At 45.3% G+C, this 14,213-nt stretch carries 13 protein-coding genes; 7 read left to right on the forward strand and 6 right to left on the reverse strand.

Going from position 1 to position 14,213, the window contains the following annotated elements; translation table 11 throughout:
* The first annotated feature begins 19 nt into the window (after window positions 1-19).
* From BV11031_RS22050 to BV11031_RS22060, 3 genes are read left to right on the forward strand one after another with little or no spacing between them, the layout of a single operon-like run.
* On the forward strand, window positions 20-1,117 hold the full coding sequence (locus tag BV11031_RS22050) for a DUF4097 family beta strand repeat-containing protein (RefSeq protein ID WP_010328742.1): 1,098 nt from the start codon (window positions 20-22) through the stop codon (window positions 1,115-1,117).
* A gap of 4 nt (window positions 1,118-1,121) precedes the next feature.
* Window positions 1,122-1,319 (forward strand): PspC domain-containing protein, encoded by a 198-nt coding sequence (locus tag BV11031_RS22055; protein WP_003219770.1) that lies wholly within the window; start codon window positions 1,122-1,124, stop codon window positions 1,317-1,319.
* 1 nt (window position 1,320) lies between these two features.
* On the forward strand, window positions 1,321-1,680 hold the full coding sequence (locus BV11031_RS22060; protein ID WP_010328741.1) for a phage holin family protein: 360 nt from the start codon (window positions 1,321-1,323) through the stop codon (window positions 1,678-1,680).
* A gap of 26 nt (window positions 1,681-1,706) precedes the next feature.
* On the opposite strand, the gene BV11031_RS22065 is transcribed toward BV11031_RS22060, so the two are convergent.
* Together BV11031_RS22065 and BV11031_RS22070 are read right to left on the reverse strand one after the other, a co-directional pair.
* Window positions 1,707-2,918 (reverse strand): MFS transporter, encoded by a 1,212-nt coding sequence (locus tag BV11031_RS22065; protein WP_010328740.1) that lies wholly within the window; start codon window positions 2,916-2,918, stop codon window positions 1,707-1,709.
* 20 nt (window positions 2,919-2,938) lie between these two features.
* Window positions 2,939-3,439 (reverse strand): MarR family transcriptional regulator, encoded by a 501-nt coding sequence (locus BV11031_RS22070; protein ID WP_010328739.1) that lies wholly within the window; start codon window positions 3,437-3,439, stop codon window positions 2,939-2,941.
* Between the two features lie 435 nt (window positions 3,440-3,874).
* Between BV11031_RS22070 and pchC the strand changes: the two genes are divergently transcribed.
* Together pchC and cypX are read left to right on the forward strand one after the other, a co-directional pair.
* A complete protein-coding gene (gene pchC, locus BV11031_RS22075; RefSeq protein WP_010328738.1) occupies window positions 3,875-4,621 on the forward strand; it encodes a cyclo(L-leucyl-L-leucyl) synthase in 747 nt (248 codons plus the stop codon).
* A 14-nt stretch (window positions 4,622-4,635) separates the two neighbouring features.
* Window positions 4,636-5,853 carry a pulcherriminic acid synthase gene (gene cypX / locus BV11031_RS22080; RefSeq protein ID WP_010328737.1) on the forward strand — a complete coding sequence of 406 codons (1,218 nt, stop codon included), beginning with the start codon at window positions 4,636-4,638 and terminating at the stop codon, window positions 5,851-5,853.
* Between the two features lie 39 nt (window positions 5,854-5,892).
* Here cypX and BV11031_RS22085 read toward each other — a convergent pair whose 3' ends face one another.
* A complete protein-coding gene (locus BV11031_RS22085; protein ID WP_010328736.1) occupies window positions 5,893-6,366 on the reverse strand; it encodes a MarR family transcriptional regulator in 474 nt (157 codons plus the stop codon).
* Window positions 6,367-6,530: 164 nt separating this feature from the next.
* On the opposite strand from BV11031_RS22085, the gene BV11031_RS22090 reads away from it, so the two are divergent.
* Window positions 6,531-10,406: a lamin tail domain-containing metallophosphoesterase family protein gene (locus tag BV11031_RS22090; protein ID WP_010328735.1), complete on the forward strand. Its 3,876-nt coding sequence runs from the start codon at window positions 6,531-6,533 to the stop codon at window positions 10,404-10,406.
* A 19-nt stretch (window positions 10,407-10,425) separates the two neighbouring features.
* On the opposite strand, the gene BV11031_RS22095 is transcribed toward BV11031_RS22090, so the two are convergent.
* Genes BV11031_RS22095 through nagA form a run of 3 tightly spaced genes read right to left on the reverse strand, consistent with a single transcriptional unit; the run spans window position 10,426 to window position 13,090 of the window.
* A complete protein-coding gene (locus BV11031_RS22095) occupies window positions 10,426-11,157 on the reverse strand; it encodes a GntR family transcriptional regulator (RefSeq protein ID WP_010328734.1) in 732 nt (243 codons plus the stop codon).
* 17 nt (window positions 11,158-11,174) lie between these two features.
* Window positions 11,175-11,903 (reverse strand): glucosamine-6-phosphate deaminase, encoded by a 729-nt coding sequence (gene nagB, locus BV11031_RS22100; protein WP_010328733.1) that lies wholly within the window; start codon window positions 11,901-11,903, stop codon window positions 11,175-11,177.
* Window positions 11,900-13,090, reverse strand: a complete 1,191-nt coding sequence (gene nagA, locus BV11031_RS22105; RefSeq protein WP_010328732.1) for an N-acetylglucosamine-6-phosphate deacetylase — start codon at window positions 13,088-13,090, stop codon at window positions 11,900-11,902. The genes nagB and nagA overlap by 4 nt, the downstream gene beginning before the upstream one ends.
* Before the next feature lie 181 nt (window positions 13,091-13,271).
* Here nagA and hprK point away from each other — a divergent pair, with 181 nt between their 5' ends.
* A complete protein-coding gene (gene hprK / locus BV11031_RS22110; RefSeq protein ID WP_010328731.1) occupies window positions 13,272-14,204 on the forward strand; it encodes an HPr(Ser) kinase/phosphatase in 933 nt (310 codons plus the stop codon).
* Window positions 14,205-14,213 lie beyond the last annotated feature (9 nt).

Below are 14,213 nucleotides of genomic sequence, written 5' to 3' on the forward strand. Positions count from 1 at the left end.
CAATGGGGAGGAGATCGTAATGAAGCAAGAAAAGGAACGCATCCTTAAGCTTGTGGAAGAAGGAAAACTTACAGCACAAGAGGCATTGACATTGATTGAAAAGCTTGAAAGTGACTACAAGGAAAAAGAAGAAAAAATCACAGCGCTTTCAGTTCATGTACATGACGAGGAAGAGCCGTTTACAGCAACAAAAAAAGAAAGCGGCAAACCGTCTTTAGGAGCTAAGCTGTTTGACTGGATTGATTCTGCGGTGAAAAAGGTCAAGGAAGTTGACCTTGATTTGAACTTTGGCCATGCGTATGATGTTCAACACATTTTTCAATTTAAAGATACTGACCTTTCCAGCATTGACCTGCAAATCGCCAACGGCAGCGTAAATATCGTCCCTTGGGAAGATGAGGATATCAGGGCGGAATGCCAGGCGAAGGTATATCGCGCTGACAGCCAGGATGCGGCGAGACATGCATTTCTTCAGCATATTGAATGTGAAATGAAAGGAAATAAGTTTTTTATCCGCACTGAGAAGAAAACGATGAAAACGAATGTGGCTTTATATATTCCGCAGAAGGAGTATGATAAGATTCGGGTGAAGCTGTTTAATGGTCCAGTCAGAGGGGAACATTTACATGTAAAAGAGTTCTCGGCGAAAACGACAAACGGCGTGCTGTCGTTCACGCACTTAACAGCTGAAAAAGCCACAGCAGAAACGGCCAACGGGCAAATTAAGCTTGCCAGCCACAACTGCGGCTCGATAGAAGCGGAAACCATTAACGGATTGATTGATCTCCGCGGGAGAAGCGAATCCATTGACGTTCAGAGCTTTAACGGAAATATTGCGATGAACGTAACTGAATCAGACTGCCGCTCCATTTATGCAAAAACAACGACTGGAAATGTGGAACTTGCGATTCCGGAAGACCTTGCCGTAAAGGCAGAGCTGAAAAGCAACCTTGGTTCGCTGTCCCATGAATTAATGGATGTCGAGATGCTGAAAGAAAAAAATGATACCATTCAAAAAGAATTGATGTTCACTTCAAATCAGGCACATGATCAAAACATCACCGTCTTTTCAGAATCATTAACAGGCGCTATCAAACTAAAGTACTCACAGAGGTGATCGAATGAATAGGCTTTACCGTTCAGAAAAAAACAAAAAAATGGCCGGTGTCATCGGCGGTCTCGCGGAATATTTCAATTGGGACGCATCACTCCTCAGGGTCATAACTGTCATCTTAGCTGTTATGACAAGTGTTTTCCCTGTTTTGCTGATTTATATCATTTGGATTTTTATCGTCCCGTCAGAAAGGGATATGAAATGACATGGTAAAATGGGCAGTCAGCATTTTAGTCAATGCATTGTTATTAATCGTCATTGATGGATACATTGACTCCATCCATATCAGCAGCTTCGGGGCAGCGATTATCGCCAGCCTCATTTTATCGATCTTAAACGTGCTGATCAAACCGCTGTTGATTATCTTCACACTGCCAGTCACCATGGTGACGTTCGGTCTCTTCTTGTTTGTGATTAACGCCATTACGCTTATGATGACCGCGTCCATTATGGGTGACAGTTTTCAAATTGGCGGCTTCGGCACAGCGATTTGGGCATCTGTTATTCTATCGGTGTTCCATTTGCTGATTCAAAAAGGAATTTTAGAACCTCTGCAAAAGAGATAAAAAGCTGCCATCAAAGGGCAGCTTTTTTACATGTGGTGCTTTTTTTGTTTCATGCGCTTTTGCGGCGGATACAATTGCGGCAGAAGGCAAAAGCTCAATGCGGCAAATATAAGGCCTAAGAGGCCAAACGACATGACAGACGGCATCATGGTGAGCAGATAGGCAGATATCATCGGGCCTGCCGCCATGCCTGTGTATCTGATAAAGTTAAACATTCCGATTGCACTCCCCCTGTTGTGTTCAAATTCGTTGGTGATCATTGTGGAGTACAAGGGAGGAATGATCCCCATTGAGATGCCAAACAATGCCAGTGTGAGAGCCATGAGAATAAGAGAAACGGAATGTGTAACGGCGAATAAAATGATGCTGCAGGCCGCCATCACATTGCTGCCGATAAACAAAGTGTTCAGCGCGACTTTTGCCTGTATCCGTTTAAACAGAAACGTACCTGCGATTGTACTAAGGGCCAGCGGCAAATACAACAGCCCTGCTATGCTCACATCAATATGATAATGCTCCGTCAGCAATATCGGGAGGTAGACGATTACCGCAAAATAAATGAAAAAGAGGACAAAGCTTAAGGTTAAAATGACGTTTCCTGTTCGATTTGTAAATATTGATTTGTAATGGGCAAAAACATTGCCCTTAGCTTTCTGCTTAGATTCAGCGGGAGCGTCCTTGGGAAAGATCATGGCGTTTGCCGCCAGCATAATGACAGAGATGGCCGTAAGCATCCAAAAGATCCCTTCGTACCCGGCTGCTCCGCCAATCAATCCCCCGAGGACAGGTGCGATAGCCGGGGCGGCGGAAAGGAGCATTTGATACGTTCCCATGGCACTTCCGCGTTCACTGCCTGTAAACAGCTTTCCGATCGTTGTGGCAGCAATAAGAGGCAGTGCTGCGGACCCGGCCGCCTGTATCATTCTGAATATCAGAAACAAAGTAAAATCGGTGGTCACCGCGCAGCCGACGCTGGCAGCTGCCGTTGCCAGAATTCCAGCGATCAAAACAAACCGTGCGCCTTTAAAATCGATGATGGTCCCTAAAATAATTTGCATAATCGCTGTCACAATCATAAAGACTGAGACTGACAGATTGACCATTGCTGCGGAAACATGGAACGATTCTTTAATAATCGGGATGATAGGTGAATAAATGTTTTGGCTTAAAGACGCAAAAAAAGCGCTGAAGCAAACAATATATAAGATCAATACCGCCTTTGATTTCGTTTGAGCCATTGTGTACACCGCCTTTTGTGTTATTTGTCCGGAGTCTCGTTGGTTTGTTCTGCTTCAAGTGAAGACGTCAGCTGCTCTAAAAATTTCAGTACAGCATTTTGCTCATCTTGTGAGAATGAGTCGAGGAATTGGTAAAACGCCAGCTCCTTTTTTTTATGCAATTTCTCATGCAAGTCGAAAATCCGTCTGCCTTTGCGGGTTAATTTGAAATACACTTCTTTCTTGTTATCTGTCAGCTGATAGCTGTTAATGAATTCTTCCTTAATCAGTTTTGTGCTGATTTTCGTGACATTCGCCTTCGATAAGTTCATTTTTCTGGCGATTCCCGCATTGTTAATGGGTTCATGCTGGCCGATACAGTCAATAACATGAATGCTTGTCATGTTTTTAGGAACATCCATCACATCCTTTTCTGCGGCCACCTTGAAAAACTGCTGAAGCGAAGTGTTCGCTTTTTGTTCATTAAGGTGCAGAAGTCTCACGTATATGTCGTATATCATCTGCTTTGTCAAATCAGACATAGGCTACCCTCTTTCTGAGAAATAATCGTTTACAATAAAACAATAAACAATATTGTTTACTGGTGAACGATTTAATTTTATCTTTTCTTGTTTTCGTTGTCAATTGCTGGTGTTTAAACTTTATTTGCTGTTAGTCATGTGGAGCATCAGTGTAAAAAGTGTGTGAAAAATGTGACATTAACATTTATTTTCAAGTATTTGGGTGCTGATCGTATTGACGAAAGGAAGAATAAGGGATAAAATGACTAATGTTTACTAGTAAACATTAATTATGATGTGCATTGTAATAATGAAAAAGAAGTTGGAATCTTACTATAATTCACTTGGAAACTTTAAGTGCTGCCTGTCATTCGTCTTGTTCAGTTGTGCCAGTTGTTCTATCTCATCTTTGAGGGTGCTGACTTAAAGCGGGATAAGTTTTTAGGGGTGAATGAGATGACCGAAATGGTGACGGAAAAAAAGCCTGTGCATTTTACTGCTGAGTCTCTGACACAAAATTGCAGAGAAATATTTGAACGGCGCCGGCATGTTTTGTTGGGGATCAGCCCGTTTAACAGCAGGTTTTCTGAGGACTATATTTACAGATTGATTGGATGGGCAACCGCTGAATTTAAGAGTGTTTCTGTTTTGCTTGCAGGGCATGAGGCGGCTAATCTTCTTGAAGCCCTCGGAACTCCCAGAGGCAAGGCGGAACGAAAAGTCAGAAAAGAGGTATCGCGAAACCGAAGATTTGCTGAAAGGGCTCTTGCGGCTCATGGCGGAGACCCGGAGGCGATCCATACATTTTCTGATTTTACGGAAAACAAAGCCTATCAGCTGATGAGACAAGAAGCTGAACATGCGTTTTTTGAACAGCCTCATTTTCGCCAGGCTTGTTTGGATATGTCTCGTGAAGCGTTGGTTGGACGCGCGCGCGGCATTAGTTTGATGATGGAAGAAGTCAGTGAGGATATGCTGAATCTGGCTGTTGAATATGTCATAGCTGAGCTGCCGTTTTTTATCGGGGCTCCGGATATTTTAGAGGTGGAAGAGACGCTCCTTGCTTATCATCGTCCGTGGAAACTGGGTGAGAAGATCAGTGATCATGCATTTTCTATTCGCATGCGGCCGAATCAAGGATATCTCATTGTGCAGGAAATGGAGCAGATGCTTTCTGAATCACCGATCACATCTGAAGGATGATAGGGGGAGTAAAGATGAGTCAATCGATTAAATTATTTAGTGTGCTTTCTGACCAATTTCAAGAAAATCCATATGCCTATTTTTCACAGCTGCGGGAGGAAGACCCTGTTCATTATGAAGAGTCGATAGACAGCTATTTTATCAGCCGCTATCACGATGTCCGCTATATCCTTCAGCATCCGGATATCTTTACGACAAAATCTCTTGTTAAGCGTGCTGAACCGGTTATGCGCGGTCCTGTGCTCGCCCAAATGCACGGGAAAGAACACTCCGCCAAAAGAAGAATTGTAGTGAGAAGCTTTATCGGGGACGCTTTGGACCATCTGTCTCCATTGATTAAACAAAATGCAGAAAACTTGTTAGCTCCTTATCTTGAAAAAGGCAGAATCGATCTCGTCAATGATTTTGGGAAAACGTTTGCGGTGTGTGTCACGATGGACATGCTCGGGCTGGATAAAAGAGATCATGAAAAAATCGCTGAGTGGCACAGCGGAGTTGCCGATTTTATTACGAGTATCTCTCAGGATCCTGAAGCTCGGGCGCATTCTTTATGGTGCAGCGAACAGCTTTCACAATACTTGATGCCTGTCATCGAGGATCGCCGCGTCAATCCGGGGTCAGATTTAATTTCAATCCTCTGTACCTCTGAATATGAAGGCATGGCGATGTCGGACAAGGATATACTGGCGCTGATTCTCAATGTGCTGTTAGCCGCAACGGAACCGGCGGATAAGACGCTGGCGCTGATGATCTATCATTTGCTCAACAATCCCGAGCAGATGAATGATGTTTTGGCTGACCGTACGTTAGTGCCAAGAGCTATTGCCGAGACGCTGCGTTATAAACCGCCGGTTCAGCTGATTCCGCGGCAGCTGTCCCAAGATACGGTGGTCGGCGGTATGGAAATCAAAAAAGATACGATTGTGTTTTGTATGATCGGAGCGGCTAACCGAGACCCTGAAGCGTTTGAATGTCCCGACGTGTTTAACATTCATCGGGAAGATCTCGGCATCAAGAGCGCTTTTAGCGGCGCCGCCCGGCATCTCGCTTTCGGATCCGGCATCCATAACTGTGTAGGAGCAGCTTTTGCCAAAACCGAAATCGAGATTGTAGCCAATATTGTGCTGGATAAGATGCGGAATATTAGGTTAGAAGAAGGTTTTCAATATGCTGAATCCGGCCTGTATACACGCGGACCCGTTTCACTTCATATTACGTTTGACAGGTGTTAATAAAAATCAAAGGTCTCTCCCATGCGGGCGAGGCTTTTTTTACATATGTTTTACCCATAAGTTAAAAAACGCAGTCACTGTTTTTAAATCATCAATTGAAAATTCATTGAAGAGCTGCTCGTATTTCTCCATAGCTTTTTCGTGCAGCTGTTCATGTAATGCTGCCAGCTCTCTGCCGCTTTCAGTTAACGTATAAAAAATTTCTTTTTTATTGCCGGGCTTTTTTGCCACTGTGATGATCTTGTGTTTCAACAAAGCTTGCACCGCTTTTGAAACCGCTGCTTTTGAGATGTGTAAGCGTGATGCCAGAAAGCTGTTATTCACATTTTGGCTGGTATGTATGCAGGAAACAATGTGCAGTTGGGTCAATGTCCAGTCTTTTTTGAGATGTTCGAGATGTTCTGAGGACATATCCCGGGACGGAATCTGCACCTTTTGCAAGACGCGTTTATCCCTTTTTAATGCGAATTGTTGTATCGCTTGAAATAATTCCTCATGAATGCTGTTGGTCATTATTGTGCCTCTCCGATTTAATTGTTAACTGGTTAACTATTCTTATTTTACTGGGGAATAGTGGGATTTTCAAGAGGCAGACGCTTTTTTCTTCTTTTTGTACAAAAATGAACTCATAAGCTGCCCTGTTCAGACGCAAAATACGTGAAAAGGGAGGTGCTTCGATGAGGAAATACACTGTTATCGCTTCTTTATTCTTGTCTTTTCTTTCAGTTTTGTACGGCGGTCACTATGAACCGAAAGCTTTCCCTATTACAAAACAGGAACCATTCCAAACGCCTCATTACATCCCCTTGCTTGAAAATCCTCCTCACATTGATGTAAAAGCTGAAATGAAAAGCAATCTGATGATTGAGGCTCAAGTACGTGACAATGAGTATCAAGCATTTTCTGCCTTTCTGTTTTATAAACAAAGTAATGAGCTGGGCTACAAAATGGTGCCGATGGACCCGACACCCGGAGCGATCCGAAAGTTTATGGCACAAATTCCGAAACGATTGATTTGGAACAGCGAGCTTGAGTATTACATTGTGGTTTCAAATGGGAAGCAGCGGGCCGAGTCGGAGACGAAAAAACTGAAGCTGGAAGGATATCAAGCGGCTCTTTCCCATATTCCGGAGCTTCTGATCACAGAGCTTGCTGTTGATACGAAGAACATAGGACACGCAGACGGTTATGAATTTATTGAGTTGTATAATACGACTGACAGAACGATTGATTTTAAAGACTATCATATCCGTTACCGCTATCCGAAAGAAGGGCCAGAATCCGATCTGATTTGGAGGCCGGAAGAAAGGATCACGATTCCACCCGGCGACACGTTTGTGGTTTGGCTGAAGCCTGCCGGGCATCCGGAATTGACGGCGGAAGATTTCAATCGATATTACGAGACACAATTAACAGAAGGGAAAAATTTGGCGGTGATAGAGGAGACAGAGGGCATGGCTAATACGAGGCCGCGGGCAGTTGTGATATCAACGAATACAGGAAAAGATATTTCGGTTGCGCATTATCGAAAACATGCGTTTCGCCGGCTCTCGTCTGTGCTGTACAAATATCCGCTGAACGGAACCGCAGAACTTCTCAATATTTCTACCGGGGAAAAGAATCCGTCTCCAGGAACCGTATTACAGGCGCAGGTGCCTGAGCAGAAACGAAAAATCAAGCTTGATAAAGAAAAGCCGGTGATAGAGGATTTGACTGACCGCAAGCCTGTCCGTCCTGCTGAAAGCATTGAGCTGCGGGCAGACATTCGGGACTACAGTCTTGTGAAAACCGCGGCCTTTTACTATCGGACAGACGAAAACAAACCGTTTAAGCGCATTTTTGCTGAAAAAGACCGCAACGACAATCTTTACCATTATATCGTGTATTCGCCTGAACTGATCGGGAAAGATCAGCTCGAGTATTACGTTGCGGCAGGGGACGGGGTCAATGAAGCGAAAACGCCGGTCAAAATGATTGATATTAAACAAACAAGCAAATCGCACGGTTTGCGGATGAACATTGAAAACAGAGACACGCTGTCGGGAACCCAATTTCTTAAAGTGACGACAGACGGGGGCACTGACAGCATCAAGCTGTGGATTGACGGAAAAAAACAAGTGACAGAGCCCGCTATGGAAAAAGAAGTGTATTTTGCGTTTGATACAAGAAAAACGAATCTTTATTTTAAAAATGCGGTAACGATGGAAGGCAAAGTGTTAAAGGTGTTTGATGATACGACAAATAAATACCGGACCTATTCTGTTCCGTTGCCAGAAACGCTGCTTCGTAAGGGGAAGCAGCTCCAGCATATTACGATTCGATCAGGTTCTAAGGTATCGCCGTTTGATACGGCTGAAAACCGTGATGATTTCTTAGTCAAAAACGCCAGATTGGTGTTATCGGATGGAACGGTGATCAGGGATCAGAGGGTTTCTCCCGAGAAGGAACTCTTTATTGGAGATAATCAGCGCTCGAATAAAAGCTGGCAATTTCAATTCAATCTGCCTGACGGACTGTTTACGTCACAGCTGCTGGAGTGGGATACATCAAAGCTTTCTGAAGGCGTTCACCATATTCAAGCAAGCGACGGGAAGGAAAATGTCAGCTTGGTTGTGCGGGTGGACAATTCAGGGCCGCACATTGAGCCGAATATGAACGAAGGACAAACGTACAAAGGAAATCTCATTCTGCAGGCTGATATGTATGATAAATGGAGCAAAATTGAGGAGGCGGAGGCGTTTTTAGATGGTGAAAGCATTACACTCCCATACCATACGTCATCTTCTGAACTATCGCCGGGAAAACATTCGCTAAAAGTGACAGCGATGGACCTCGCGGGCAATCAAACGGTCATTGAGCGGACGTTTAAAACAGAACGTGAGCATCCGGACCAGCCGGAGGTCATAGACAGCGAAGCCGGCACGCATGGGGCAAAGCTTTCTGTGCGGGTGAAGGACCCGACGAATGACGACATGAATGTCGCTTTTTATAGAGGGTTTCAATATACAGCACGAAACAATGTGAACATATTCAAGCACGCGTCAGTGACTGAACCGCCGAAACGTTTTGTGCCGAAAAGTGAGACCCCGTTTACGAATCAAGAATTGGAGCGGGTATCTGCTGCTGACGGAAAAACAGTTTCGACAGAAAAGAAGGAGCTGTTCCCTTATCATCGCTTTGAAGTGACGGTTGATTCGTCAGTTGATGAGAATGACTTGGCGGAAGCGGTTTGGAAGGGGAGTTCTTTGTCGGGAAGAAAGGTGACGATGTATGCTTGGAATTATCGGACAAACGAGTGGCAGCCGATTGACAGCTTCGTTGCCAAGGATGACAAACCGTTTATGCTGAAGGCGTCTGTGATCGCCTCCGATTTTGTACGGCAGTCGAAGATGAATGTGATTGTACAGGATGAAATTCCTCCAGCGAAGGATATGTACACATTTGTCTGGATGTCCGATACACAGTATTACGCCGAAAGCTATCCGCATATTTTTGATAAACAAACCGCATGGATCAAAAACAATCAAAAGCGGCTCAATGTCAAATATGTGTTTCACACGGGTGACATTGTAGATGATTCCGCCGATATCAGACAGTGGAAAAACGCTGATCGGTCAATGTCCGTTCTCGATAAGAACGGGATTCCATACGGCGTGCTGGCAGGAAACCACGATGTCGGGCATAAGGACGGCTCCTACAGGGCGTTTGGCCAATACTTTGGCAGTGATCGTTTTGATAAAAAATGGCATTATGGAGGTTCTTATAAAAATAACCGCGGCCATTACGACCTGGTTTCAAGCAACGGCAATGATTATATCATGCTGTATATGGGGTGGGGCATTACCGATGAAGACATCGCATGGATGAATCAGGTGTTGAGGAAGCACCCTGACCGGATGGCTGTTTTAGCTTTTCATGAGTATTTGCTGGTCAGCGGAAACAGAAGCCCGATTGGAGAGAAAATATTCAAGAAAGTGGTTAAACCGAATCCGAATGTGGTGATGGTGTTAAGCGGACATTATCATAGTGCGATGAGAAAAACTGATGAGTTGGATGATGATGGTGATGGAAAACCGGATCGCCTCGTGCATCAAATGCTGGCTGATTATCAGGGCGGGCCTGAAGGCGGACAAGGATATTTGCGTTTGCTGCAATTTGACCAGGCGAATGATATGGTGCATGTATCGACGTACTCTCCGTATTTACATGATAAAAACTTAAACTACTATGATACGGATACCTATGGCAGCAAGGACGAGTTTTCCCTTTCGCTTGATTTGAAGCCGAGGATCAAAAAGGTGGAAACCGATTATTTTGAATGTAATGTGTATACCAATGAAGAGCTTGGAAAACGGAAGCAGGTGAAAAGCGGGGATATCGCTGAGTTCCGCTGGGATCACCTTGAGCCGGACTCTGTTTATTATTGGTACACCATTGTGGAAGACAGTTTTAACGGCAAAACGAAATCACCGATCTGGAAGTTCAAGACGAAAAAAGAGACGTATCATCCCGCGCCAGACCAGTTTGATTTTCGCCATGTCTCCAATCCTTAAAAAGGGTTGGAGATTTTTTTCATGAAAGCCGATCCATGTAGTGGACAAATGTATAACGGTCGCCTCTGTATACAGATTTGGCATGTTCAAAAGCAATTCCGTTCTGTAAATACGTTGTTCGTTTGATTAACAGGACAGGCGCTCCCGTTTGAATGCCGAGAATGCTTGCTTCTTCCGACGTTGCGGCACTTGGCTCAAGCTCCTGTTTTGCGCGGGAAATCGGTATGCTGTTGTACCTTTCAATATGCTCGTAAATCGACGAATGAAAATGCGATTCATTTAACTCACCCGCAAGCTTAAACGGAATATGCGAGGCTTCGATCGCCATCGGAATATCATTTGCCAGCCGCACCCGAGTGATTTTATGGATGGAGGAGGGGTGCCCGCAGCCTAATACAGCGGCGAGCTCCTCCGTTGATTCAATAAGCCGATAGTCAATGAGCCTGCTGCCAGGTTTCATCCCGCGGCTTTTCATATCCTCGGTAAAGCTTGTCAGCCCTTGGAGTGTTTGTTCCATTTTTGGCTTGCTGACAAAGGTGCCTCGGCCTTTTAGGCGGTAGAGAAAGCCTTCATTGACTAAATTAGAAAGCGCTTGGCGAACCGTCATCCGGCTGATTCCGAATTGTTCGGCATATTCACGCTCGGAGGGAAGAGACATATCCGGCTGAAGCTCTCCACTCTTTATTTGGGCTTTTAATTGCTCCATAATCTGATAATAAATCGGAATAGGGGATTGTTTATCGATATTCATAAATCAGCATGTTCCTTTCAAGGTCTTAATGCTGCTGCTTCACGATCAATCAAAACCGTTACATCGGAATGCAGGCGCAAAGCAGATGCGGGGAAATCTTCACTTATGTCTCCTTCTAACAGCTTTTTCGCAGCTTCTGCCTTGCTTTTGCCGGAAACAAGCAGCAGGATGCGTTTGCTTGTGAGAATCGTCTGGATGCCCATTGTGAGCGCTTTTGTCGGCACACTGTCTATTGAAGAAAAATATCTTGCATTCGCCTGCCTAGTTTGTTCATTTAATGTCACAATGTGTGTGCGTGACTGGAAAGGCGTTCCCGGTTCGTTAAAGCCGATATGTCCGTTTCGGCCGATGCCGAGAAGCTGAATGTCAGTGCCGCCGAGGGATTTCACTAATTGTTCGTACCGTCTGCATTCGGATTCCAGATCGACTGCATGTCCATTCGGAATAAAATGCCGGCTTGGCTGGCTGTCAATATGCTGAAAAAAACGATGATTCATATAGTAGTGATAGCTGTTCGGATCATCGCTTGAAAGTCCGGCGTATTCATCCAAATTAACCGTGGTGACGTTTTGAAATGAGAGGTTCTCAGTTTGGTGCAGGCGGATCAGCTCGCGATACGTGCCTTCAGGTGTGCCGCCTGTTGCTAAGCCGAGAACGGCGCCAGAATTTTTCTTGATCGTGTCACCGACTATTCTTGCTGCGGTTTGGCTTAGCTCTTCATATGTTTGACATTCCATTACTTTCATATCTGGTCAGCCTCCTTGGATATAAATGCAATGTTTCCGCGGCAAATGGTGAGAATCACCTCGCAATCACTGTTGACAATGACAAGATCCGCATCTTTTCCCTCTGTCACACTGCCTTTACGGTCAAAGATGCCCAGCTGTTTGGCCGCGTTTGCAGAAGTTATATTAGCTATATCCGTCCAAGAACAATTTGTAAACTCACGCATATGCCGTGCGCCTTCGTTCATTTTGAGAATTGAACCGGCAAGTGTTCCGTCTGAAAGAAGAGCTGTTTTTCCTCTCACCGTCACACTTTGGCCGCCGAACTCGTACACACCATCTTTCAGGCCTTTTGCCCTCATAGAATCAGTAATTAAAATGAGCTTGCTGCTGCCTTTTGCCAAAAAAGCAAGCTTTGCCGCTAAAGGATGGGAATGGATGCCGTCGGCAATAAGCTCTGTCACAAACCCATCATGGGCTAGCGCCGTTCCGATTACGCTGGGCTCTCGGTGATGAAAGGGGCTCATCGCGTTGTAGAGGTGGGTCATATGGCTCGCGCCTGCTTTCGCGGCCTCTGACAATAATGCGGAGTCGGCATCTGTGTGCCCCATCGACGCGATAATCGATTCGTCTTTCAAATAGCGGATCAGTTCAAAATGCCGATCTTCCTCAGGTGCAAGTGTGACAATGTGAATCAGCCCGCCTGCCTCCTGCTGCCACTTTTTGAAAAGTGCAACATCTGAAGGCCTAATCCATTCCTTTGGCTGCGCTCCGGCTCTTTTAGGTGAAACAAAAGGGCCCTCCAAATGAATGCCGAGCAGTTCCGCACCTAATAAAGAGGCCTCTTCAGCCGCTTTCCACTCTCTTGCATTCACCAAAGCTTGAGAAATATGCCCATGTTCCTGGGTAATGGTTGTTGCTAAAAAGCTCGTCGTGCCTTCTTCGGGCAGCCTTGACGACATGGTGTCGAGGGCAGAAAAGCTTGCATCCATTGTATCTGCGCCATAGCCGCCGTGAATATGGATGTCAATCATCCCGGGAAGCAAAACGGAATCTGCCGGTGCTTGAATCTCTTTTGCATAGGTCTCTTTAGGCCGTTCACTAGTGACTGTGCTGATCTTTCCGTCAGTGATTCCGACATAGCCTTTTTTGATTCCTTTGTTTTCTGTCACGATCGCGATGTCTTTGATAAGAAGACTTTCTGCCATAGGTGATCCGCCTTTCTGGTATATGAATACATTTATTTTACTCCTTTTCAGACTAGTGATCTAGACCAGCTGAGGTGTTTTCCCGTCTTTTATAAAATCTGTTTTAGGTTCAAGCCCGAAAGTGATAAAATGAAAGTATTGTGAGCAAGCTCGGGTCAGCCCGGAACAGGAGGAACATATCGTGGCAAAAGTTCGCACAAAAGACGTAATGGAACAGTTCAATTTGGAATTAATCAGCGGAGAAGAAGGGGTTAACCGCCCGATTACCATGAGTGATTTATCAAGACCAGGCATTGAAATTGCCGGATATTTTACATATTACCCGAGAGAACGCGTGCAGCTTCTCGGAAAAACAGAGCTTTCTTTCTTTGAGCAGCTGCCGGAAGAGGATAAAAAGCAGCGAATGGAATCTCTGTGCACGGATGTAACACCAGCTATTATTCTTTCTAGAGATATGCCCATTCCGCAGGAGCTGATTGACGCTTCTGAGAAAAACGGTGTGCCTGTCCTCAGATCGCCGCTGAAAACAACAAGGCTGTCAAGCCGGTTAACCAACTTTCTTGAGAGCCGTCTCGCGCCTACCACGGCGATTCATGGCGTTCTTGTTGACATATACGGCGTCGGCGTGCTGATCACAGGGAAAAGCGGTGTCGGGAAAAGTGAGACCGCGCTGGAGCTTGTGAAAAGAGGACACCGCCTCGTTGCGGATGATTGCGTTGAAATCCGACAGGAGGACCAGGATACCCTTGTCGGAAACGCTCCGGAATTAATTGAACATCTTCTGGAAATCAGGGGGCTAGGCATTATCAACGTGATGACGCTGTTTGGTGCCGGCGCAGTCAGAAGCAATAAACGAATCACGATTGTCATGAATCTTGAACTCTGGGAGCAGGGCAAGCAATACGACCGTCTCGGACTTGAGGAAGAAACGATGAAAATCATTGATACGGAAGTGACAAAACTGACGATTCCCGTCCGTCCGGGCCGAAATCTCGCAGTCATTATCGAAGTGGCAGCGATGAACTTCAGATTGAAGCGGATGGGCCTGAATGCCGCCGAGCAATTTACGACTAAGCTGGCGGACGTCATAGAAGACGGTGAACAAGACGAATAGGAGTTGGCG

This window comes from Bacillus vallismortis, assembly GCF_004116955.1.
Lineage (GTDB): Bacteria > Bacillota > Bacilli > Bacillales > Bacillaceae > Bacillus > Bacillus vallismortis.